Here is a 23,088-nt window from a genome sequence, read left to right on the forward strand (position 1 = left end):
TAGCCCCACGCAGGCCAAAAGGAAAGCCTTGGCGTGGGCAAACTGGGCGTTCTTGCGGCTTTTTCTGCAGGCTGTCCGCACAGTGTAACCATGCGGCGACAAAATGTTACCTTGCCGCGCTTGGCAAAACGGGGGGCGATCGCGCATCCGGCGGGCGGTGGACATTGCACCAGACTGAAATGGGCCGGGCCCGCGCGCATCCCCTGCGCGTGGATCACATCGCCTGTCAGGGAGTATGAGAATTGCGCAAGTTGTCGTGTGTCTCCAGCCTGTTGGCCGGTACGATGCTGTCGTTGGCGATGGCCCCCAGCTTGGCGCTGGCCGAGGCGCCTGCCGAGGCGGCCGATCCGGCGGCTGCGCCTGCGACCGATGGCGCCAGCGCCGAACATGCCGCCAAAAAGCGCGAGATCGTGGTGATCGCCACCCGCCTGAAGGCCCAGGTCGACGCGCCCCAGCCGCCCATCGCCGTGCTGGATGAAGAAGATATTGCCGCCTATGGCGTGTCCTCGATCACCGATCTGCTGGATGCGATTTCGCCTCAGACGGGGTCCGGGCGCGGGCGCGGGGCGACGATGCCGGTGATTCTGGTCAATGGCCAACGCATCGCCTCTTTCCGCGAAATGCGCGATTTTCCGCCCGAAGCCATCCGTAAGGTCGAGATCCTGCCCGAGGAAGTGGCGCTGCGGTATGGCTATTCGGCCGATCAGCGGGTGGTCAATTTCATCCTGAAGGACCATTTCCGCGCCCGCAATGCCGAGCTGGAGTTCCTGCAACCGGATGTGGGCGGCTATTCCACGGTCAAGGGGCAGGCCGGTGTGCTGCGCATCGACAAGGGGCAGCGCGTCAACCTGACCGCCAAGGTGGACCACACCTCGCCCCTGACCGAGGCCGAGCGCGGGGTCAGCCAGTCGGCCAGCAGTGTGCCGGGTGTGGCGAGCGACCCCGATCCGGCGGCCAACCGCACGCTGGTGGCCCGGTCCGAGAATTACGTTCTCAACGGCACCTATACCAAGCCGTTCGGGCAGGGGGTGAGTGGCGGGAACTTCACGCTCAACGCCACCGCCTCGCGCGCGGACAGCACCAGCCTGTCGGGGCTGAACACCGTCACGCTGACCGCCCCGGATGGCAGCAGCGTGCTGCGCAGCCTGCCGGGCGCGCTGGCCCGCGTGACGCAGACCGACACGTTCCAGCTGGGGCTGGGGTTGAACAAGCCAGTGGGCGATTGGCAATTGTCCGCCACCATGGACGCCAGCCGCGCCGAGAGTCGCCAGCGCAGCAGCAACCGCGCCGACACCAGCGCGCTGACCGCCGCCGCCGCTGCCGGCACGCTGAACATTCTGGGCGCGCTGCCTGATGTGGGGGACGCGGGCTATACGCTCTCCACCAGCAAGACGACCACCGTGTCGGGCATGGCCACACTGATGGGCCGCCCGCTGAGCCTGCCTGCGGGCAAGGCGGGGATGACGTTCAAGACCGGCTATGATTACAGTCAGTTGGACAGCGCCAGCACGCTGGCGGCGGCCAATACGCTGCGGCGGGGCAATGTGTCGGCCAGCGCCAACCTGGCCCTGCCGATCACCAGCACCAAGGAACATGTCGCCGAGGCGCTGGGCAATATCAGCGCCAATGTCTCGGCCGGGGCGAATTACCTGTCCGACTTTGGCTGGCTGGGTAATTGGAACGCGGGGCTGACGTGGAACCTGACCTCGAAACTGGGCCTGCAGGCCAGCTATATGTATGCCGAGGCCGCCCCGTCACTGTCCAATCTGGGCGGGCCGCTGACCTATGCGTATAACGTGTCGGTCTATGATTTTGCCACCGGGCGCTCGGCGCTGGTGACGACATTGTCGGGCGGCAACCCGGCGCTGCAACGCGAAAGCCGCCATGACATCAAGCTGGGGCTGAACTGGACGCTGCCGATCCTGTCGGGCAATTCGAACCTGATTGTCGAATATTTCAACAACCGGTCGAACAATGTCACCACCAGTTTCCCCACCATCCTGACGCCGCAGTTGGAAGCCGCGTTCCCCGGCCGGGTGGGCCGCGACAGTGCGGGCAACATCACCGCGATCGACCGCCGCGCGATCACGCTGGCCCAGCAGAACGAGGAGCGCATTCGCTGGGGCATCAACATTGGCGGCAATCTGGGCAAGGCGATGCCGATGCCCCGCCGCTTTGGCGCCGAGGGATTCCCCGGCGGTCCCCCGCCCGGAGGCCCGCCGCCGGGCGGATTTGGCGGTGGCGGCCGGGGCGGTTTTGGCGGAGGTCCCGGTGGGCCGGGTGGCCCGCCCCCCGGTGGCGGCTTTGGCCCGCCCGGTGGAGGTCCCGGTGGTCCGGGTGGCGCGCCGCGTGTGCGCTATCCGGGGCGATGGAACCTGTCGGCCTATCACACGGTGCAATTGGTCGACCGGGTGACGGTGGCGTCCGGAGGCCCGGTGCTGAACCTGTTGAATGGCGATGCGCTGTCGGGCGCGGGCATCGCGCGCCACACGGTCGAGGTCGAGGGCGGGTTTTTCTATTCCGGCGCCGGGATACGGCTGAACGGTGGCTGGACCGCGCCCACCCGCGTCACGGCCAGTGGCGTTCCGGGCAGCAGCGACCTGCGCTTTGGCGCGCTGTTCAAGGTCAGCGCCCGCGTGTTCGTTGATTTGGGCCAGCAGAAAACGCTGGTTGAACAGGCGCCGTTCTTCAAGGGCGCGCGTTTCTCGATCATGGCCAACAACCTGTTTGATCAGCGCCAGCGCGTGACCGATGGCACCGGCGCGACGCCCACCGCTTATCAGCCCTATTACATGGACGCGTCAGGCCGCGTGATCGGGGTGGAATTCCGCAAGATGTTCTGATCCCGCCGGACCATTGACGGGTGAAGAAGATGTGGGGAGGGGGCGCTGGCCCTCTCCCCTTTTTGCTGGCGCACGCCTATTTGGGAAGCATGTCCGACACGCCTGATCCGTTTTCGCCTGACGCCTCGCCCTATTCCGATCAGCGGTTCAACGAGGACAAGGCCACCAGCCTGTTGCGCGGCGAGGGCGAACGCCCCGATCTGGACGCGGGCGTTGCCGCCATCCGCGAGGTGTTGGCGACCCTGCCGGCGCGGCCGGGTGTGTACCGGATGCAGGACGCGCGCGGCGATGTGCTGTATGTGGGCAAGGCGCGGGCGCTGCGCAATCGGGTGGCCAATTACACCCAGGTCGACCGGTTGCCGATCCGGCTGCAACGGATGGTGTCGCAAACGCGCGGCATGACCATCATCACCACCAATTCCGAGGCCGAGGCGCTGCTGCTGGAAGCGCAGCTGATCAAGCGGTTCCGCCCGCCTTACAATGTCCTGCTGCGCGACGACAAAAGCTTTCCTTTCATCCTGTTGCGCACCGATCACGATTTCGCCCGCATCATGAAGCATCGCGGCGCGCGCAAGGCGGCGGGCAATTATTACGGCCCCTTTGCCAGCGCGGGCAGCGTCAACACGACGATCAACGCGCTGCAAAAACTGTTCCTGCTGCGCTCTTGCACCGACAGCTTTTTCGCGCGGCGTGACCGGCCCTGTTTGCTGTACCAGATCAAGCGGTGCAGCGCCCCCTGTGTCGACCGCATCGCCAAAGACGATTACGCCGAACTGGTGCGGCAGGCGAAGGACTTTCTGGGCGGAAAATCGAACGCCGTGCAGCGCGAGATCGAGGCGCAGATGAGCGCGGCCGCCGAGGCGCTGGACTTTGAACGCGCGGCGATGTTGCGCGACCGGCTGCGCGCGGCGACCTTTATTCAGGGGTCGCAGGCGATCCATGCCGAAGGCCTGCCCAACGCCGACATCTTTGCCTGCGCGGAAAAGGCGGGGCAGATCGCCATTCAGGCGTTCTTTATCCGGGGCGGGCAGAATTGGGGCCACCGCGCCTTTTTCCCCACCCGCACCGAGGGGATGGAGATCGCCGAGGTCCTGCAAAGCTTCATGGCGCAGTTTTACGAGGAGGTGCCGCCGCCCCGCGTCATCCTGCTGGACCGCGCCCTGCCCGAAAGCGACCTGTTGGCCGAGGCGTTGAAGGAGGCCGCGGGCGGCAAGGTGGAGATCTCCACCCCCCAGCGCGGCGACCGCAAACGGCTGGTTGAGCAGGCGACACGCAACGCGGTCGAGGCGCTGGACCGCCGCATGGCCGAAAGCGGCAGCAAGGCCAAGGTCTGGCGCGAAATGGCCGAGTTTCTGGAGCTGGGCGAGGAACCGGCCCGCGTCGAGATTTACGACAACAGCCATATTCAGGGCGCCCACGCGCTGGGGGCGATGGTCTGTGCCGGTCCGGAGGGCTTTCAAAAGGGCCAATACCGCAAGTGGAACATCAAGGAAGCGGCCACCAACGACGATTTTGCCATGATGCGCGAGGTGATGACCCGCCGCTTTGGCCGCGCCATGGAGGAGGACCCCGACCGCGAAAAGGGCATGTGGCCCGATCTGGTGCTGATCGACGGCGGCAAGGGGCAAATGTCGGCGGTGATGGGCGTGCTGGCCGAATTGGGGGTCGAGGATCTGGCGGTGGTCGGCATCGCCAAGGGGCCGCACCATGGGCGCGAGGGGCGCGAGGTGTTCCATTTCCCCGACGGGCGGGAAAAGATGCTGCCGGTGAACTCGCCAGTGCTGTTCCACCTGCAACGCTTGCGCGACGAGGTGCATCGCTATGCCATCGGCGCCCACCGGGACAAGCGTTCCCGCGCGATCACCGCCAGCCCGCTGGACGAAATCCCCGGCATTGGCCCCGCGCGCAAACGGGCGCTGTTGCTGCATTTTGGCACCGCCAGCCGGGTGCGCGCCGCCGCGCTGGACGATCTGAAACGCACCCCCGGCGTGTCAGAGGCGGTGGCGCAGACGGTGTATGACTTTTACCACCCCGGCGGGTGAGGGGGCGGGGCGCGTTACCCCGCCCGCCGATCAATGTCCGGGCGTATAGCCCATGCGGCGCATGATCCGCCACCCCATCGCCTTGACCGTGTTTTGCGCGGGCCAGCGGCCGGGGCGTTCCGGGTCCAGTCCGACACGGCGCAGCACGCTGTTGAACGCATGGGCGTCTGCCTCGGCAAAGCTCCATTCCGAACGCCAGGTGATCGACAGCGAGACCGAGGCCTCTGGGCCGTTACGCACGAAATGGGGGGCCATGACGGGAACGAACAGCGCTTCACCAGCCTGCAGCGGGAATTCGGTCCCGCCCTTGTGCATGTCCTCGGTCCATTTCAATTCGCGCGGGCCGCCGGTGTGATAGCTTTCATGCACCGACAGCGGGGCATAGAACGCGTCATCGGCGGGGAATTGCGTCATCACCTTTGACCCGCGGATCTGCAACAGGATGTTGTGTTCGGGATCGAAATGGTACGGCGTCACGCCATTGGGCGAGGTGATGAAGATGAACCCTTGGGTTTTCAACATCTTGCCTGTCTTGGCCTCGATCTGCGGGCGCAGCTCTTCCAGCAGGCTGTGCAACAGATCGGCATAGGCGGGCACTTGTTCGATGTTCTTCAGTGCGGCCCAACTGCCGGTCTGCTCGATGCGGCGGATGGTGTCACCGATGGGGATGCCGGTGGGGTCGGGCTTGCCATCGATGCCGATGGGCAGATCGGCCTTGTTATATTCGACGCTGGTGGTCGGCAGGCTTTCAGCCAGGGCGGCCAGCGCGTCCAGGTCCAGCAGCGGGTGATGGTCCAACTGATGGATCAACTTGTGCGGGGTTTCAGGATAGGCGCGGGCAAACAGCTCACGCGATGGCGGCGGAAAGGTGCTCATGACTGGCCTCCTTCTGGGCGGGTTGCGGGCGTTGCGGGGGATGGGAGGAACGGGCGCGGGGTCGGCCAGCGGCCGGTCTCCATGCGCGACAAAGGCGCAAACAGCCCCCGGCGTAGCGCTCCGCCGATGGCGATCGAAAGGCTGCCGATGGGGCGGCGTTCGCGCCACAGATGGTCGATCATAGGGTGGCCGGCGGCCGCGCAACTGTCGCAGGCGGCGATACCGGGGCGGCGCAGCAATTGCAGGTTTTCGCGCTGCAACAGCACACCGGGCGAAAACCGGGCATAGGCCTCGTCAAAGGCGGTCTTGAACGAAAAGGCCAAGGGCGCGGTGACAAAGCTGGCCAGCATGGCGATCGGCCGCCCGTCCAGCAACAGCGCCAGCCGGTCCAGCCGCCCGCGCGCCGCCGCGCCTTGCAGGGCCTGCGTGAACAATGCGGCGGTGGCGGGCTGGCTGGCCAGTGCCGATCCGGCCGCGCCTTTCCATCCGGCGGCCTCCAGCGTCAGGAAATCGCGTGACCACGCGTCCAGCCCGGTGGCGTCGGCATGGCGTTCGACGCGCAACGTGCCCAGTTCGGACAGGCGGGCGGTCTGGCGGCGCAGTTCCTTGCGCTTTTTGCCCGACAGGGACGCCTCCAGATAGGCGTCGGGCGACAGGTCGGATTGCAGCATCGCCCGTTCCGATTGCGCCACCAGCGCGGCGGGGCGGCCTTGCCCGGCCAGCACATCGGCCAGTGCGTCATGCAGCGGCCCGGTCAGCGGCACATCGGCCAGATGCAGGAACAGTCCCGCCCCGGCATGGTGGTCGGCCCAATTCAGCACGGCCGCCCAAAATGCCCGCTCCAGCCCGCGCGCCACCAGCGGCGCGCCCAAAAAGGCGTTGGGGTGGGTCCATGCCGCCAGATGCGGGATTGCCCGTCCGTAATAGCGGTGCGCACGCACCAGCGGCATCACGCCCGCCAGATCGCCGCCGATGTCAAACCGCAGGATATGCACCACCTCCTCGCCCGCCATCAGGCGCAGCGCGGGCAGCAGATACCAGCTTTCGGCAAAGGGGTTGGGCGTGGCGGCCCGTTGCGCCAGCGCGTCCCACGCCAGCACCGTGTCACGGTCGGCCATCTGGTCGGGCGTGCACAGGCGGATTGCGTCCGCCTGTGCCAGGCGCGCGGGCGCGGGCGCGGGCGGCGCGGTGGTGGCGGCCACGTTCGGCCAATCCACGTCCGGCCCTTTCACGTCCGGCAATGCCTCATACGCGCTGTCGCGGCGCGCGCTATTGGGGTGCTGGGGCAAGGTGTTCCTGTCTTTCGCGGCTCGCATATGCCGCTGACATGCAGGTAACAGCCAAGCGCGAAGGAAATGCTAACGCACTGTCGATGATGGCCAATCGAGGGAGGGGCAAAGCATCCCGCCCCGGTGGGTGGGTCGTGAAACCGGGGCGGGAGCAAGGCACACAGGGCAGGCAAATGCCGTCCCTGTAATCGGGCGGTCAGGCCGCCTTGGCGGTGCGTGATGCACCGCGTGGAGTGTGTGGCGATGGCCAAGGCGATACTGCATCGCCCCGGACCATCGCTAACACTTAGCCAGCGTGACCGCCAGCCAGAGCCGCCAGCAACAGCAAGGCGACGATATTGGTGATCTTGATCATCGGATTGACCGCCGGGCCTGCCGTATCCTTGTACGGATCACCCACCGTGTCGCCGGTCACCGCCGCCTTGTGGGCGTCCGAGCCCTTGCCGCCGTGGTGGCCGTCCTCGATATATTTCTTGGCGTTGTCCCACGCGCCGCCGCCGCTGGTCATCGACAATGCGACGAACAGACCGCCAACGATCACGCCCAACAGCAACGCCCCCAGCGCGGCAAAGCCGTTGTCCTGACCCGCCACAGCGCCCACGATGTAATAGACCGCGATCGGGGCCAGCACCGGCAACAGGCTGGGGATGATCATTTCCTTGATCGCCGCCTTGGTCACCAGATCGACGGTGCGGGCATAATCGGGCTTGGAGGTGCCCGCCATGATGCCGGGGTTCTCGCGGAACTGGTCGCGCACGTCGACCACCACGTCCCCTGCCGCGCGGCCTACCGCCGTCATCCCCATCGCGCCAAACAGATAGGGCAGCAATGCGCCCAGCAGCAGGCCGACGATGACATAGGGGTTCTCCAGACTGAAATTGACGTTCAGGCTGGGGAAGAATTCCCGCAAGTCAGTGGTATAGGCGGCAAACAGCACCAGCGCGGCCAGACCCGCAGAACCGATGGCATAGCCCTTGGTCACGGCCTTGGTGGTGTTGCCCACCGCGTCCAGCGCGTCGGTCTTTTCCCGGACGCTGTCGTCCAGCCCGGCCATTTCGGCGATGCCGCCCGCATTGTCGGTGACAGGGCCATAGGCATCCAGCGCCACGACCATCCCCGCCAGCGCCAGCATCGCCGTGGCGCCATAGGCAATGCCGATCAGCCCGGCCAGCTTATACGCGATGATGATGCCCGCCACGATCACCAACGTGGGCAGGGCGGTGGCCTCCAGACTGATGGCCAGACCCTGAATGACGTTGGTGCCGTGGCCGGTGACCGAAGCCTTGGCGATGGATTTCACCGGGCGGTAATTGGTGCCGGTGTAATATTCGGTGATCCAGATGATCAGCCCGGTGATACCCAGACCCAGCAGGCTGCATCCGAACAACGCATTGCCGGTAAAGCCCTGATCGCCGATGGGGGCCGCCATATCGCCGCCCAGCGCGGTGGAAATGGCCCACCAGATCGCCGGGATCGAGAGCAATGCCGTCACGGCAAAGCCCTTGTACATGGCGCCCATGATGTTGTTGCTGGCGCCCAGCTTGACGAAATAGGTGCCGATGATGCTGGTCACGATGCACACCCCGCCGATCAACAGCGGCAGCGACATCAGCGGCATCAACGCCGCCCCCGCGCCCTTGACCAGCAGAGCGGTCAGCACCATCGTTGCGCCAACCGTCACCACATAGGTTTCGAACAGGTCGGCCGCCATGCCGGCACAATCGCCCACATTGTCGCCCACGTTGTCGGCGATGACGGCGGGGTTGCGTGGGTCATCCTCGGGGATACCGGCCTCGACCTTGCCTACCAGATCGGCGCCGACATCGGCTGCCTTGGTAAAGATGCCGCCGCCAAGGCGCGCAAAGATCGAGATCAGCGAAGCGCCAAAGGCCAAGGCCGTCAGCGCCTGGACCACGGTGCGGTCATTTTGCACATCGGCATGTCCGCCCGGTCCGATCAGCCACGCGTAAAAGCCCGCAATCGCCAGCAGCGCCAGACCCGCCACCAGCATGCCGGTGATCGCGCCCGCGCGAAACGCCAGCGTCAGCCCGGCCTGCAAGCCGTTTTGCGCCGCGGCCGCCGTCCGCACGTTCGAGCGCACCGACACATTCATGCCGATAAAGCCCGCCACGCCCGACAACAGTGCGCCCAGCACAAAGCCGACCGCCGAAATGCCGCCCAGCGTCGCCATGATGATCACCGCGACAACCACGCCGACGATGGCGATGGTGGTGTATTGCCGCTTCAGATAGGCTTGCGCGCCTTCCTGAATGGCAGCGGCGATTTCCTGCATGCGGGCCGATCCCGCATCGGCGCTCAATACCTGACGTGTCGTGACAAAGCCGTAAATAACCGCCAATAGGCCAAAGCCTATGGCCATAAGCACCAGGTCCATTATGTATCCCCTCTGCTTTGGTGTTCCCGGTAATCCGCTACACACCCCCGGGCCTGTTCTTGTTGTTCAAACAGTACCCATCGAGGCTTAGGTATAGGCCGATGGTAAAGCGGCGCAAGTGCTGATGCGAGCGCCTGTTCCAGAACGGGATTGCCGGGGCAAAGGGGGCGTTCAGCCGTGGGCAAAGCCCAGATCGTCGCCCAGAGACAAAGGCGCGCCGTCCAGCAGGATCGGGGCCTTGCCCGCCGCGATCACCCGGCCAATGGCGTGGGCGTGGACCGGCAACACCACATCGGGCGCGGCGGTGAACAGCAGGTGATAGTCATCGCCCCAGCGCAAGGCCTCGGCCCGGCGGGGTTCGGGGGCGGCGATCGGTACGGCGGCAGAGTCGATGGCGATGGTGACGCGGCTGGCGGTTGCCATGCGCGCCGCGTCCAGCAGCACGCCGTCCGACACATCCATCATCGCGCCCACATGCGGGGCCAGCGCGATGCCAGCGGCCAATTGCGCCTGTGGGCGGCGATAGGCGGCGCTGGCCGCGCCGTTGTCGCCGCCGCGCAAAGCCTCCAGCCCGATCATCGCGCCGCCAACCGGCCCGGTGATGTACAAAATATCGCCCAAAGCCGCGCCATCGCGCCCCGGCACTGGCGTATGGGTGGCCCGGCCAATCGCCGTCAGCCCCAGCGTTTGCGCCGCGCCATCGGGCATGCCCACTGTATCACCGCCCAGCAGCGGCGCGCCATATTCCGCCAGCGCCGCGCGCAACCCTTCCAGAAACCGCGCCTCGGCCCCGTTCAGCTGATAGGCCAGCAGCACGCCCACAGGCGCCGCTCCCTTGGCCGCCAGATCCGAGATATTGGTCGCCACCAGCCGCCACGCGATATCGGCCGGGTCCATGTCGGGCAGGAAATGCACGCCCGCGACGATGGTGTCATGGGTCAGCACCAGCGTCTGCCCGCCAAAGGGCAGCACCGCGCAATCATCGCGCAAGCCCCGCGCCGCCGGATCACCGGCCAGCGCGCGCAGCGCGGCGATAAAGTCCAGCTCGGCGCTCATCGGGCGCGGCGGGTCAGGGGCGTCAGGCCGGACATTGGCGTCAGGCCAGACATTGGCGTCAGGCCGGGCAGGGCGTCAACGGACGCCCTTGCCCACCGCATCCAGCACACCATTGACGAACTTGGCCTCGCGCTCTTCGAAAAAGGCGTGGGCGACATCGACATATTCGGTGATGATCGTGGCCGTCGCCACATCGGCGCGAGCCAGCAATTCATAGGCCCCGGCGCGCAGCACCTGCACCATCGTCTTGTCCAGACGGTCCAGACGCCAGCCATCGGCCAGACGCTCGCTCAACAAGGCGTCGATTTCCTCGATCCGGGCCAGCACGCCCTTGACCACATCGTCGAAATGGACGCGGTCGGCATCGGCAAACTGCACGTCCTCGATCTCGGCGCCCAGACGGTGGCGGTGGAATTCATCCAGCAACTGCGCTTCGGGCGTGCCCTCCATCTGTTGCTGATACAGCGCCTGCACGGCGGCCAGACGCGCGGCAGAGCGGGCAATGCCACGGGCGGGCATTTTGGGGGCGGGGGTACGCGACGTCATCACTCTAATCCTTATTGGCCCAGCCGGATGCTGACCGAGCGCCCGTGGGCGGGCAGCCCTTCGGCATCGGCCAAGGATACGGCCGCAGGGCCGATCGCGGCAAGGCTGGTTGCATCCAGTTGCAAAAAGCTGGTGCGTTTCATGAAATCCAGCACCGACAGGCCGCTGGCAAAACGCGCGCGGCGGCCCGTGGGCAGAACGTGGTTGGGCCCGGCAACGTAATCGCCGATAGCCTCGGGTGTGTGGCGGCCAAGAAAGGCGCTGCCGGCGTGGCGGATCTGGGCGAACAGGGCATCGGGATCGTCGGTGGCGATCTCGACATGCTCGGCGGCCAGCGCATTGGCCAGCGCGGGGGCCTGTGCCGCCAGATCATCCAGCACGATCACCACGCCATAATCGTTCCACGATGCGCGCGCGGTGGTCTGCGTGGCCAGTCCCTGCAATTCGGTCTCGACCGCCGCCTCGACCGCATCGGCAAAAGTGGCATCATCGGTGATCAGGATCGATTGGGCAACGGGATCATGCTCGGCCTGCGAGAGCAGGTCGGCCGCGATCCACGCTGGGTTGTTGGCAGCGTCAGCAATCACCAGAATTTCGCTGGGACCGGCCACCATGTCGATGCCCACCACGCCATAGAGCTGGCGCTTGGCCTCGGCGACCCAGGCGTTGCCGGGGCCGGTGATGACATCGACCGGCGCGATGCGGTCGGTGCCATAGGCCAGCGCCGCGATCGCCTGCGCCCCGCCGATGCGCCAGATCTCGTCCACGCCTGCCAGATGGGCGGCGGCCAGCACAAGGCTGTTGACCGCGCCACGCGGGGTGGGGGTGACAACGACCAGTCGGCCCACGCCCGCAACCTTGGCGGGAATGGCGTTCATCAGCAGGCTGGAGGGATAGGCCGCGCGCCCGCCGGGCACATAAAGCCCCGCCGCGTCCACCGCGCCCCATTTGGCGCCCAGACGCACGCCGGCGGCATCGGTATAGTCGCGATCTTCGGGCTTTTGCGCGGCGTGATAGGCGGTGATGCGCTGCGCCGCCAATTCCAGCGCGCCGCGCAGATCAGGCGGCAGGTTGTCAAAGGCGGCCTTGCACGCGGCGGCATCGATCCGCCAATCGGCATCGCTGGTCAGCGGGTGGCCGTCAAAGCGTTCGGTATATTCGGCCAATGCCGCATCGCCCCGCGCCCGCACATCGCGCAGGATCGCCGCGACCGTGTCCGAGACGCCCGCATCGCTCTCGCGCCGATCCGACACGATGCGGGCAAACGCCTGATCAAAGCCGGGATCGCGGCTGTTCAGGCGGATCATTGGGCGGCGTCCTTGGCGGCGGCGGCCATGGCGCGGAACGCCTCGACCACCTCACCCACGCGGGGGTCGGTCTTGAGCGCGGCGCGGTTGACGATCAGCCGGGCCGAAATCTGCATGATCACGTCCGTCTCGACCAAGCCGTTCTCTTTCAGCGTGCGGCCCGTCGAGACAAGATCGACGATCCGCCCCGCAAGGCCCAGCACCGGGGCCAGTTCCATCGCGCCGTTCAGCTTGACCACCTCGGCCTGAATGCCCTGCCGTTCGAAATGGCGGCGCGTCAGGTTGGGGTATTTGCTGGCCACGCGCAAATGGCTGGCCGAGGCGCGGGCGGCGGCATCCGCATTCACCGGTTCCGCCACCGACAGGCGGCAGTGGCCGATGTTCAGATCAACCGGCGCATACAGGTCCGCATAGGCGAATTCATCCACCACATCGGAACCCACAATGCCGATTTGCGCCGCGCCATGGGCCACGAATGTCGCCACGTCGAAGGCGCGCACGCGGATCAGCCGCATGTCGCTGCCTTCGCAGGCAAAGGACAGGGCGCGCGACTTCTTGTCGTGGAACTCGGCATCGGGCACAACGCCCGCACGCGCCATCAGCGGCAAGGCTTCGTCCAGAATGCGGCCCTTGGGCACGGCGAAAGTCAGCTGGGGCAAAGTGTCAGACATAGGGCGCGCATTACGTTCCCTGACGCAAAAGGGCAACATCGTATGGACAGCGGAAAAGCGATCATGGAAATCGGCAATGTCGCCCATGCGCTGGACTGGCAGGCGGCCCATGCCGAAAAGAACGGCGCGCCGCTGACGGGCCGGGTGGTGCGCGCGTTCAACGCGTTGCTGGCGGGCGACACACAGGTGGCGCGGCGCATGCGCGACTGGCCGGGGCTGAGCCTGGAGGACGCGATGCCGCTGCGTCTGGCGGGAGGCTTTCATTACCTGCACCTGACCGGGGCGGATGCGCGGTTGGTGCCGGTGTATTCTGGTGCCTTGGTTGATCAGGGGGCGGTGGACGCGGTGATCGTGGCGGTGGCGCAGACCCATGACGCGGCGCTGTTGCCGTGGTTTGACGGCCCGCCCCAAACCAATGAGGCGGGGCGTTCGGCCGGGATCATGGCGGGGCTGTTGTGGCTGTCGGGGCGGGTGGGGCCGCGCTTTGACCTGAACGAGATCGGCGCCAGCGCGGGTGCGAACACGATGATTGATCGCTATGGCTATGATCTGGGCGGGGTGCGGGTGGGGGCGATGGACTCGCCGGTGCAGATCAGGCCCGAATGGCGCGGCGCTCCGCCGCCCCGCGCCGATGTACGGATCGAGCGCATCGCGGGCTGTGACCTGTCCCCCATCGACCTGACCGATCCACCGGCGGCGTTGCGGCTGAAATCCTATGTCTGGGCCGAAGTGAGCGAACGGATGGACCGGCTGGACGCGGTGGTCGCGCTGGCCCGGCAACAACGCCCCGATTTGACCCGTGCCGATGCCGCCGACTGGGTGGAGCAACGCTTGGCCGCGCCGCAGGCAGAGGGCGTGTGCCGAGTGCTGTACCATTCGATCGTATGGCAATATATCCCCCCCGCCGGGCGCGCGCGGATCAGCGCCGCGATGGCCGCCGCCGCCGCCCGCGCCACGCCCGAACGCCCGCTGGCGTGGGTGCGGCTGGAAACCAATCGCCAGACATTCCGCCATGAATTGCGGGTCGGCCATTGGACCGGACGGAACAGCGGCGAGGCGTTTCTGGGCACTGCCCATGCCCATGGCGCGTGGGTGGAATGGACCGGCGGTTGACGCGCCCTATGTCGGCAGTTTCAGCAAGCTGTTGACGTTGCTCCACGACTGCCACGGGGCGAAATGGCCGGCTTGGGGCAGGCGGGTGATGTGCAACTGGCTGCAATGGGCTTCCATCCCATCCAGATTGGCGGGCAGCAGCACCGGGTCCGCCATGCCCCACAGCACTTGTGTCGGCACGCTCAGCCGCGGATAGGGCGGGGCCTGCCATTGCGCCGGAACATCTGGCGGCGCGGCGGGCGAAGGCACGATGATGTCGCTGGCCCGGTACAGGTTCAGCATGGCGATCCCCGTTTCGGCCGAGCGCCATTGTTGCAGCAACAACGCGCGTTCGGCCTGCTCCATCGCGCTGAAGGTGCCGGCGCCAAAGGCGCGGACCAATAGCGGCGCGATACCCTCTGCGGCCACCTGCGCGTCGATTGCCCGGTCGCGCAACAAGGTGATGTATTGCGCGGCGGCGCGCTGTGCCGGATCGGTGAACAGCAATTGCTGGAACACTGCCGGGTGGGGCGCGTTGGCCACCACCAATTGCTGAATGCGGCGGTCCTTTTCGGGCAGGTTCGCTTCCAGCATGGCGGCATACCAGGCGATCACGCCGCCCCAATCATGCCCGATCAGGATGAATCGGTCGATCTGCATCGCATTGGCCAGTTCGAACACGTCTCGCACCAGTTTGGCGGTGGTGTATTCGCGCGGGTCCTGCGGCTTGTCCGAAGCGCCAAAGCCGCGCAGATCAGGCGCGATGCAGCGGTGGGTTTGCGACAACAGCCCGATCTGATGTCGCCACGTCCGGTGGTTTTCGGGAAAGCCATGCAGAAAGATCAGCGCGGGGCGGTTGTTCCAGCGCTGTACCAGGCGGGGCGGAGAGGATTCCCATACGGCCAGTTGCATGCCGCTGGCCAGTCGCACGGGGCGCAGCGAGGAGTTCATCAGGAAAGCCTTTCGGTTCGGGGCAAGAATATCGCAAACCGCGCGCCAAAGCGAACGGTCAGATCATTCTCCCGGCGCGCGGGCGCGGATCGCCAGCGCGTGTACTCTTTGGCCCGGAATATCGCCCAGCGCCGCATTCACCATACGTTGCCGCATAATGCGCGAGACGCCGACAAAAGCTGGGCTTTCGATCTCGATGGTGAAATGCGACTCCCCGGTGCCGTCATGGCCACTATGCCCCAGATGTTGGTGGGAATCATTAATGACGGCCAATTGGGTCGGCTGCAGCGCGGCGGTCAGTTTCCGGGTGATTTCATCGGCAATGGGGGTGGTCATCGAAACCTCATCATGTGCTTGCGCCCGGGCATGGCGGCATGTCCGTACAGGCATGGAGTAAACGCAGGCTTTTCTTCTAGCCCGTCTGCGGTCATGGGGAAATGATGACTAGAGACAGATTCCATGGCCGCGTTGGTGGAACGGGGCGCATCTGCGACTGGCCGAATTGCCAGGAAACGGGCGAGTTCCGCGCGCCCGGTATCAAGCCGAGCGGATTTGACGGGCCGGGCGACTACCGCTGGTTCTGTCTGGAGCATGTGCGCGCCTTCAACGCGGGATACGACTATTTCGAGGGGATGAGCGCCGAGGAGATCTGGGCCGCACAATCGCCCATCGCCGGATGGGAGCGCGAAACCCGTGCCTTTCGCCCGACGGCGGGGGTGGATGAAACGCCGCGCTGGGCCGATTACGATGATCCGCTGGAGGCCATCAGTCGCCGCGCCCGCGATTTCCGCGCCGCGCGTGCGGCGCGGGCCGCGCCGGCCACATGGCCCGACGGGCGGCTGATACAGGCCGAGGAACAGGCGGCATTGACCACGCTGGGGCTGGAGGCGAATGCCGACCGCCGCGCATTGCGGGTGCGCTATTCCGATCTGGTCCACCGTTTCCACCCTGACCGCAACGGCGGCGACCGCCGCCACGAGGCGCGGTTGCAACAGGTGGTCGAGGCCTATCAACTGCTGCGCCGCCTGCCAGCCTTTGCCTGAACCGGATGTGCCGGGCGGAGGGGTGGGGGCACTACCCCTCGCACAAGGCGGCCAATTGGTCGGCGGCCGCGCCCCATCCCGCGGTAAAGCCCATGGCCGCATGCTGGGCGCAGGCGTCCTCCGTCCAGTGGCGGGCGGTGGCGGTATAGCGTGTGCCATTCCCCTCCGCCGCGATCTCCCAGATGCCGATCATGAACGGGCCGGCGGGTTGCAAATCGCCGGTCACCGCATCGGTCACGGCAAAACGCCGCCCCTCGTCCCATGCCAGATAGACGCCGTTATTGGGCATCACCTCACCATTGGGGCCGTGCATCACCATTTCGCACACGCCACCCGCGCGGCGGTCCTGATGGCCGGGCACCGCGCGCCAGGGGTGCGGGCAAAACCATTCCGCCTGCCGGTTGACCAGCACGTCCCACACGAGTGCGGGCGGCGCAGCGATGTGGCGGGTGATCGACAATTCATGCATCACAGCTCTCCCCTCCGCGCGGCCTCGATCGCGGCGATGTCGATGCGCACCATGGTCTGCATCGCGGCAAATACCCGCGCGCGGGCCGCCGGGTCGGGGTCGCTCATTCCCTCACTCAAGGCGCGGGGGGTGATTTGCCAGCGCAGGCCCCAGCGATCAACGCACCAGCCACAGGCCAGCGCCCGCCCGCCATCGGCGATCAGTGCGTCCCAGTACCGGTCAGTTTCGGCCTGCGAATCGGTGGCCACCTGAAACGAGAACGCGTCCGAATGCTGGGCATGCGCGCCCCCGTTTAGCCCCATACAGGCAATGCCCAGCACGGTGAAATCCACCACCAGCGCGTCGCCTGCCCGACCGCCCGGAAAATCCCCCGGCGCGCGGCTGACCTCGCCGACATGGCTGTCGGGAAACAGATCGGCATAAAACCGCGCCGCACTTTCCGCGCCGCCGTGGACCGCCGTGTCATACCACAGGCAGATCAGCGCCTTGGGCCGGGTGGTCATGTCGTGGCGCTTTCGCGGATCAACGAATCGTCGATCGCCTTGGCCGCGGCATAGGCGGGGCGTTCGACCAACCTTGCGGCATAGGCGGCAAAGGCCGGGTGGTCGGGCAGCGTGCCGAAGGCCAGCCCCCACAACACCTGCGATCCGACATAGACATCAGCCATGGTGAACCGCGCCCCGCACACGAAATCCGATGCGGCGAAATGGCCCGCCAGACAATCGACCACGCGGTCATAGCTGCCGAAACCGGCGCTCATCTGCTGCCGCTCGGTCGGTTCGAAGCCCATGGACCGCGCGGTGATCGCCTGCTCCACAGGCCCTGCGGCAAAGAACAGCCAGCGGTAATAGGCGGCCCGTTCCTGCGCCGTTGGGGCCAGCGCGCCATCGCCCTCGGTCTGGGCCAGATAGGCGCAGATCGCCGCCCCCTCGGCCAGCGGATAGTCGCCACCGGCCGTGTGGTGGATCAGCGTTGGCAACTTGCCCATGGCATTGGCGGCCAGCAGGGCAGGGGGGCGCGGCTGATCATAGGCGACGATCACCGTCGCATAATCGGCCCCCACCTCGTGCAAGGCCCAGCGCGCGATCTGGCCGCGCGACATCGGATTGGTGAAAAAGGTGTAATCCGCCATGCCGTCCCCCCCTGTGTGGTTTGGAACGTACACGGAACGGCGGGCGCGTCAATCGCCCTTCATGCCGATCATCGCAAAGGTGGCCCCCTGCGGGTCCACGCCATTCATGATCTGCTCACCGCCGGGCACATCGGTCGGACCGTGGAACACCTTGGCCCCGGCGGCGATCGCGGCCCGATGCGCCGATGTGATATTGGCCACGCGGATATAGTGGTTCCAGCCAAACCCGTGTGTGTTGCGCTGCCGGTGCATGACCGCCCCAATCAGCACCCCACGGCGCGACAGGAACACATAGTTGCCCAACGCCCCCAAATCCATCGACCCGGCTTCTTCCCAGCCAAACACCTCGCGGTAAAAGGCCAGCGCGGCCGGCTGGTCGTCGGTAAATACCTCGTTCCAGCCGATGCTGCCGACATCGGTCGGGGAAAAAGCCTGCGACGCGCCATCACCCGCGCCCGGATTGGGCGTCATGATGTAAAAACACGCCCCCCACGGATCGGCTGCCAGCACAAAGGCGCCCACCTCCAGATCCATGCGCGGCATCAGGATGTGGCCGCCCAGCCGCGTGATCAGCCCGGCCGAAGCATCCACATCATCAACCGTGATATACCCCACCCAGCGCGGCTTTGCCCCCTGGGCGACCAGGTCCGGGCCCAGCGGCATCACGCCGCCGATGGCCCGCCCGTCGGCGCGGTTGATCGCGCCATAGAACAGCGGCGGCTTTGTCCCCACCGTCATCTCCCAGCCCACCACGTCCTGATAAAAGGTGCGGGAGCCCGGGGCATCGGGGGTCATCAATTCGTACCAGATCCATGCGCCTTGCAAACTGGGCTGTGACTGGCTCATTAAACATCTCTCTCCGGTTGCGCGGTTTGGCCAGCGCTCGTGCCAGCCTACCCCTTGGCGCTGTCTTCGGCCGCAACCTGTATCCACGAAGGACGGGCGCAGACGCGCTGATACCACGCCGCCGTGCGGGGGTAGAGCGTGGCGCAGGGCTGGGCGTCGACATGTTCCAAGCTGCGGATCATCGAGGCTATGGACAAATCCGCAATGGAAAACGCATCCACGAGCCAGCCTTGCTCGGGCACTTGCGACTCCAGATAGGCCCAGATTGGAGGTAATTCCTCCATCCCCTTCTGCGCGACGGCCTCATTGCCCTCCTTTTTGAACACCACCGGCGCGACATAACGGTTGAACAGCACCTTCAGCCCCGATCCGGCCAAGATCGTGTCGGAAAATTCGTCAAACCAGATCGCCCGCCCGCGCAGCTTGGGATCGGCCGGGATCAGCGCCGGTTCGGGCCAGACCGCATCGACATAGGCCACGATCGCGCTGGAATCGGCCAGCGTATAGTCGCCATGCTTCATCGCCGGAATCTTGCCAAAGGGGCTGGCGGCCAGAAAATCGGGATCGGGATTGCGAGGGCGCGACAGTTTCAGCTCATAGTCCACGCCTTTTTCGGCCAGGGCCACGCACACCTTGCGGACATAGGGCGACAGCAGCGCGCCAAACACGATCATCGGTCAAATCTCCCGCCATTCGGACAAGACCCTGATATTCCCATCAGGGCCAGCGCAAACATATTGCAGCCAAGCGCCCGCACGTATAGGCCATTTGCGCGATGACCGAGATTCTTGACATGCAGCGCCCGGGCGCTTCGACCACCGTTCTGTCCGCTCCTGACATCACGCTGGATGTGCGTGAAACGTTCGGGATCGACATCGATATGCAGGTGCCCGCTTTCTCCGTTGCGGATGAGCGTGTGCCCGACCGCGATGACACCTATGTGTTTGATCCGGATACGACGCTGGCGATTCTGGCGGGCTTTGCCTTCAACCGCCGCGTGATGGTGCAGGGCTATCACGGCACCGGCAAATCCACCCATATCGAGCAGGTGGCCGCGCGCCTCAACTGGCCGTGCATCCGCATCAACCTTGACGCGCATATCAGCCGTATCGACCTGATCGGGCGCGATGCCATCGTGCTCAAGGATGGCAAGCAGGTCACCGAATTCCGCGAAGGCCTGCTGCCTTGGGCGTTGCAGCACCCGGTCGCCTTGGTGTTTGACGAATATGACGCGGGCCGCCCGGACGTGATGTTCGTGATCCAGCGTGTGCTGGAGACCGAGGGCAAGCTGACGCTGCTGGACCAGAACCGCGTCATCCGCCCGAACGCCAATTTCCGCCTGTTCGCGACCGCCAACACGGTGGGTCTGGGCGACACCAGCGGGTTGTACCACGGCACGCAGGCGATCAATCAGGGCCAGATGGACCGCTGGAACATCGTGGTGGGCCTGAACTATCTGCCGCAGGACGTGGAAAGTGGCATCGTCCACGCAAAGGTCACGGACCTGCCGGAAAAGACCATCGCCGACATGGTCAAGGTGGCCGACCTGACGCGCAAGGGTTTCGTCAACGGCGACATTTCCACCGTGATGAGCCCGCGCGCCGTGATCACCTGGGCGCAGAACGCCCAGATCTTCAAGGACATCGGCTTTGCCTTCCGCCTGTCGTTCCTGAACAAGTGCGACGAGACCGAGCGCGTATTGGTGGCCGAATACTATCAGCGCGTGTTCGGCACCGACCTGCCCGAAAGCGTGGTGGCCAAGGCGTAAGGCCGGCCACCATCCGTTACAGGATCAATCGCCGCCCCAGCGCCAGCGGGGCGGCGTACCTTTGGCCCAGCAGATGGCGATCAGCCCAGCCACGGCCAGCGCGGTGACGATCAGGAACGTCACCTGATCGTGGGTGCGGCCCAGCCACACGCCATTGCCCGCCATTACCACGGCAAACGCCGCCATCACCCCCCAGCCTTGCCAGCAGGTGGGCGGCCCCCAACCCCAGCCATATTGCTTTGCCGGAAACCAATAGGTGGGCCGTTGCGTCATTGGCCAAATCTCGCGTTGGAATGGAACGCGCGCGATACCATGCCTAGCCCTGTTCGGGATAGACCGCCTGATTGAAATACAGGCCACAGGATGGCGCGTTCAGGCCCAGCGCCTGCCGCTCGCGGGCGTCCAGCGCTTCCTTCATCTGTTCCTCGCGCCAGCGGCCCATGCCCACCAGCGCCAGACACCCCACCATCGAGCGCACCTGATGGTGTAGATAGGATCGCGCCGCCGTCTCGATAATCACCGCCTCGCCTTCGCGCCGCACGTTCAGGCTGTCCAATGTTTTCACCGGGCTGGCCGATTGGCAATGGACCGACCGGAAGGTGGTGAAATCATGCAGCCCGACCAGATGTTGCGCGGCGCGGTGCATCGCATCGGCGTCCAGCGGATGGGCCAGCAGCCACGCACGGTCCCGGCCAAGGGTCAGCGGCGCGCGGCGGTTGGCGATGCGATAGATGTATGACCGCCCGATGCAGCTGAATCGCGCGTGCCAGTCATCGGGCACCGCCACACAGTCCAGCACCGCGATGGGATCGGGACGCAGGTGATGGTTCACCGCCTCCATCAGGCGGAAGGGGGCAATGTCCTTGGCCACATCGACATGGGCGCGCATGGCCAGCGCGTGGACCCCCGCATCGGTGCGCCCGGCGGCGGCCATGGTGACCGTTTCGCCGGTGACGCGATGGATCGCCGCCTCGACCGCGCCCTGAATGGACGGACCGTGCGCCTGCCGTTGCAGCCCCATGAAGGGGGTGCCGTCAAACTCCAGCGTCAGGGCAAAGCGGGTCATAGGCGCGTGCCCGCCGGGATGGGCCGACCGCGCAACAGGTCGGCGGTGGGCATGGCGGGTTTGCCGGCGCGCTGGATGGTGGTGAGCCGAATCGCGCCGGTGCCACAGGCAATGGTCAGCGTGTCGTCCAGCGTCACGCCCGGTTCGCCCGCGCCCGCAGCGATGTCGGCGGCCAGCACCTTGTACCGCTCGCCCTCCAGTTCAAAGAAGGCGCCCGGCGCAGGCATGAAGGCGCGGATCTGGCGCAGCACCTGTTCTGCGCTGAGCGAGAAGTCCAGGCGTGCCTCGGCCTTGTCGATCTTGTGGGCATAGGTAATGCCGTCCGCGGACTGCGCCAACGGGGGGTGGGCGTCCAGATTGTCCAAGACGCGGAGGATCAGATCCGCGCCCATCGCGGCCAGTTCGCTGGTCAGTTCGCCCGTGGTCTTGTCGCCAATATCGGTGCGGCCTTCCAGCCGGACGGGGCCAGTGTCCAGCCCGGCCTCCATCTGCATGATGCCAACGCCCGTTTCATCGTCGCCGGCCAGAATTGCCCGCTGCACCGGCGCCGCCCCGCGCCAGCGCGGTAACAGGCTGCCGTGGAGGTTCAGGCATCCATGCTTGGGTGCCTCCAGAATGCCGCGCGGCAGGATCAGCCCATAGGCCGCCACCACCGCGACATCAGCGTTCAGCGCGGCAAATTCGGCCTGTTCCTCGGCGCCTTTCAGGCTGATGGGATGGCGGACCTCGATCCCCAGTTCCAGCGCCCGTTTATGCACCGGGCTGGGCGTCAGTTCGCGCCCGCGCCGCCCACCGGGGCGCGGCGGCTGGCTATAGGCGGCCACCACCTCGTGCCCCGCCGCCACCAACGCCTCCAGCGCTGGAACGGCAAATTCGGGCGTGCCCATATAGATGATGCGCATAAGTCTCTTTCCGGCTCTTGGCCTAGGGTTTGGCGATGCCCTATCTGCACCGCCATGGCATCGCAAGAGATCGAGACATTGGCGCAGGCGCTTTCCCGCCTGCCGGGGTTGGGGCCGCGTTCGGCGCGGCGGGCCGTGCTGTGGCTGATCAAGCGGCGCGAAACCGCGCTGGTCCAGTTGCTGGGCGCGCTGGAGGCATTGCGCGACCGGCTGGTGGAATGTGGCACGTGTGGCAATGTCGACACGACCAACCCTTGCGCGATCTGCGCCGACCCGCGCCGCGATGCGCGCAGCATCTGTGTGGTCGAGGATGTGGCCGACCTGTGGGCGCTGGACCGGGCGCGGCTGTTTACCGGGCGCTATCATGTGCTGGGCGGGCGGCTGTCGGCGCTGGACGGGGTGCGGCCAGAGGATCTGTCGATCCCCGCGCTGATCGAGCGTGTGCAGGGCGGCGGCGTGGACGAGGTGGTGTTGGCCATGAATGCCACGCTGGAGGGCCAGACCACCGCCCATTACATCGCCGAGCGGCTGGAAGGCTTGCCAGTGCGCGTCACGCAATTGGCGCATGGCCTGCCGGTGGGGGGCGAACTGGATTATCTGGACGAGGGCACGCTGGCGCAGGCCTTGCGCGCGCGGCGGCCGATGGTGTGAGGCGCGGGAGGTGTTTTGCGCGCGGTTGATCGCATTATCGCCCCGGCCTGATTGACGGCAGGCGCGACCACGTGCCATTCCCGCCGATGTTGGCGAATGCCGGGTGGGAGTGGACATGTATTTCAAGACGATAGCAGCAGCGG

At 66.1% G+C, this 23,088-nt stretch carries 23 protein-coding genes; 6 read left to right on the plus strand and 17 right to left on the minus strand.

The annotated features are described in order from the left end of the window. Positions 1-242: 242 nt before the first annotated feature. Together GTZ99_RS03705 and uvrC are read left to right on the plus strand one after the other, a co-directional pair. On the plus strand, positions 243-2,843 hold the full coding sequence (locus GTZ99_RS03705; protein WP_227711045.1) for a TonB-dependent receptor: 2,601 nt from the start codon (positions 243-245) through the stop codon (positions 2,841-2,843). Between the two features lie 89 nt (positions 2,844-2,932). Next, positions 2,933-4,885: an excinuclease ABC subunit UvrC gene (uvrC, locus tag GTZ99_RS03710; RefSeq protein ID WP_161716906.1), complete on the plus strand. Its 1,953-nt coding sequence runs from the start codon at positions 2,933-2,935 to the stop codon at positions 4,883-4,885. 30 nt (positions 4,886-4,915) lie between these two features. On the opposite strand, the gene GTZ99_RS03715 is transcribed toward uvrC, so the two are convergent. The 7 genes from GTZ99_RS03715 to hisG all read right to left on the minus strand — a co-directional run bounded on the left by GTZ99_RS03715 (position 4,916) and on the right by hisG (position 13,025). Then, positions 4,916-5,761, minus strand: coding sequence for a cupin-like domain-containing protein (locus tag GTZ99_RS03715; protein WP_161716907.1), 846 nt, complete (start codon positions 5,759-5,761; stop codon positions 4,916-4,918). Next, positions 5,758-6,978: a GNAT family N-acetyltransferase gene (locus tag GTZ99_RS03720; RefSeq protein ID WP_320076624.1), complete on the minus strand. Its 1,221-nt coding sequence runs from the start codon at positions 6,976-6,978 to the stop codon at positions 5,758-5,760. Before GTZ99_RS03720 ends, GTZ99_RS03715 begins: the two co-directional genes overlap by 4 nt. A gap of 358 nt (positions 6,979-7,336) precedes the next feature. Beyond that, on the minus strand, positions 7,337-9,445 hold the full coding sequence (locus GTZ99_RS03725) for a sodium-translocating pyrophosphatase (protein WP_161716909.1): 2,109 nt from the start codon (positions 9,443-9,445) through the stop codon (positions 7,337-7,339). A gap of 171 nt (positions 9,446-9,616) precedes the next feature. Next, complete coding sequence (gene thiL / locus GTZ99_RS03730) at positions 9,617-10,501, minus strand: thiamine-phosphate kinase (protein ID WP_161716910.1); 885 nt, start codon at positions 10,499-10,501, stop codon at positions 9,617-9,619. Positions 10,502-10,576: 75 nt separating this feature from the next. Beyond that, entirely contained in the window at positions 10,577-11,047 is a 471-nt protein-coding gene (nusB, locus tag GTZ99_RS03735; protein WP_227711046.1) for a transcription antitermination factor NusB, read from the minus strand. A gap of 11 nt (positions 11,048-11,058) precedes the next feature. Then, on the minus strand, positions 11,059-12,354 hold the full coding sequence (gene hisD / locus GTZ99_RS03740) for a histidinol dehydrogenase (protein WP_161716911.1): 1,296 nt from the start codon (positions 12,352-12,354) through the stop codon (positions 11,059-11,061). Then, positions 12,351-13,025, minus strand: coding sequence for an ATP phosphoribosyltransferase (hisG, locus tag GTZ99_RS03745; protein WP_201742347.1), 675 nt, complete (start codon positions 13,023-13,025; stop codon positions 12,351-12,353). The genes hisD and hisG overlap by 4 nt, the downstream gene beginning before the upstream one ends. A 42-nt stretch (positions 13,026-13,067) precedes the next feature. Here hisG and GTZ99_RS03750 point away from each other — a divergent pair, with 42 nt between their 5' ends. Continuing rightward, positions 13,068-14,138, plus strand: a complete 1,071-nt coding sequence (locus GTZ99_RS03750) for a DUF2332 domain-containing protein (protein ID WP_161716912.1) — start codon at positions 13,068-13,070, stop codon at positions 14,136-14,138. Between the two features lie 6 nt (positions 14,139-14,144). Here GTZ99_RS03750 and GTZ99_RS03755 read toward each other — a convergent pair whose 3' ends face one another. Together GTZ99_RS03755 and GTZ99_RS03760 are read right to left on the minus strand one after the other, a co-directional pair. Next, entirely contained in the window at positions 14,145-15,068 is a 924-nt protein-coding gene (locus GTZ99_RS03755; RefSeq protein ID WP_161716913.1) for an alpha/beta fold hydrolase, read from the minus strand. 63 nt (positions 15,069-15,131) lie between these two features. Next, positions 15,132-15,404 carry a BolA family protein gene (locus GTZ99_RS03760; protein ID WP_161716914.1) on the minus strand — a complete coding sequence of 91 codons (273 nt, stop codon included), beginning with the start codon at positions 15,402-15,404 and terminating at the stop codon, positions 15,132-15,134. 104 nt (positions 15,405-15,508) lie between these two features. Here GTZ99_RS03760 and GTZ99_RS03765 point away from each other — a divergent pair, with 104 nt between their 5' ends. Continuing rightward, positions 15,509-16,111: a J domain-containing protein gene (locus GTZ99_RS03765; RefSeq protein WP_161716915.1), complete on the plus strand. Its 603-nt coding sequence runs from the start codon at positions 15,509-15,511 to the stop codon at positions 16,109-16,111. 31 nt (positions 16,112-16,142) lie between these two features. On the opposite strand, the gene GTZ99_RS03770 is transcribed toward GTZ99_RS03765, so the two are convergent. The 5 genes from GTZ99_RS03770 to GTZ99_RS03790 form a co-directional block, all read right to left on the minus strand. Beyond that, a complete protein-coding gene (locus GTZ99_RS03770) occupies positions 16,143-16,580 on the minus strand; it encodes an SRPBCC domain-containing protein (protein ID WP_161716916.1) in 438 nt (145 codons plus the stop codon). Beyond that, entirely contained in the window at positions 16,580-17,083 is a 504-nt protein-coding gene (locus GTZ99_RS03775) for a VOC family protein (protein WP_161716917.1), read from the minus strand. Before GTZ99_RS03775 ends, GTZ99_RS03770 begins: the two co-directional genes overlap by 1 nt. After that, entirely contained in the window at positions 17,080-17,712 is a 633-nt protein-coding gene (locus tag GTZ99_RS03780) for a glutathione S-transferase family protein (RefSeq protein ID WP_161716918.1), read from the minus strand. Before GTZ99_RS03780 ends, GTZ99_RS03775 begins: the two co-directional genes overlap by 4 nt. Before the next feature lie 48 nt (positions 17,713-17,760). Continuing rightward, the gene (locus GTZ99_RS03785; protein ID WP_161716919.1) at positions 17,761-18,507 is read right to left on the minus strand and encodes a VOC family protein; all 747 of its coding nucleotides are present in this window, start codon (positions 18,505-18,507) and stop codon (positions 17,761-17,763) included. 98 nt (positions 18,508-18,605) lie between these two features. Then, a complete protein-coding gene (locus GTZ99_RS03790) occupies positions 18,606-19,232 on the minus strand; it encodes a glutathione S-transferase family protein (protein WP_161716920.1) in 627 nt (208 codons plus the stop codon). Positions 19,233-19,333: 101 nt separating this feature from the next. On the opposite strand from GTZ99_RS03790, the gene cobS reads away from it, so the two are divergent. Then, complete coding sequence (cobS, locus tag GTZ99_RS03795; protein ID WP_161716921.1) at positions 19,334-20,326, plus strand: cobaltochelatase subunit CobS; 993 nt, start codon at positions 19,334-19,336, stop codon at positions 20,324-20,326. 24 nt (positions 20,327-20,350) lie between these two features. On the opposite strand, the gene GTZ99_RS03800 is transcribed toward cobS, so the two are convergent. The 3 genes from GTZ99_RS03800 to fmt are packed head-to-tail and all read right to left on the minus strand — an operon-like array spanning position 20,351 to position 22,294. Continuing rightward, the gene (locus tag GTZ99_RS03800) at positions 20,351-20,599 is read right to left on the minus strand and encodes a hypothetical protein (RefSeq protein ID WP_161716922.1); all 249 of its coding nucleotides are present in this window, start codon (positions 20,597-20,599) and stop codon (positions 20,351-20,353) included. 43 nt (positions 20,600-20,642) lie between these two features. After that, complete coding sequence (gene truA / locus GTZ99_RS03805) at positions 20,643-21,392, minus strand: tRNA pseudouridine(38-40) synthase TruA (protein ID WP_161716923.1); 750 nt, start codon at positions 21,390-21,392, stop codon at positions 20,643-20,645. Beyond that, positions 21,389-22,294: a methionyl-tRNA formyltransferase gene (gene fmt, locus GTZ99_RS03810; RefSeq protein ID WP_161716924.1), complete on the minus strand. Its 906-nt coding sequence runs from the start codon at positions 22,292-22,294 to the stop codon at positions 21,389-21,391. The genes truA and fmt overlap by 4 nt, the downstream gene beginning before the upstream one ends. Before the next feature lie 54 nt (positions 22,295-22,348). On the opposite strand from fmt, the gene recR reads away from it, so the two are divergent. Further along, positions 22,349-22,945, plus strand: coding sequence for a recombination mediator RecR (recR, locus tag GTZ99_RS03815; protein ID WP_161716925.1), 597 nt, complete (start codon positions 22,349-22,351; stop codon positions 22,943-22,945). The last annotated feature ends 143 nt before the right edge of the window (positions 22,946-23,088 follow it).

Source organism: Novosphingobium ovatum (assembly GCF_009909235.1).
In the GTDB taxonomy this organism is placed as follows: domain Bacteria; phylum Pseudomonadota; class Alphaproteobacteria; order Sphingomonadales; family Sphingomonadaceae; genus Novosphingobium; species Novosphingobium ovatum.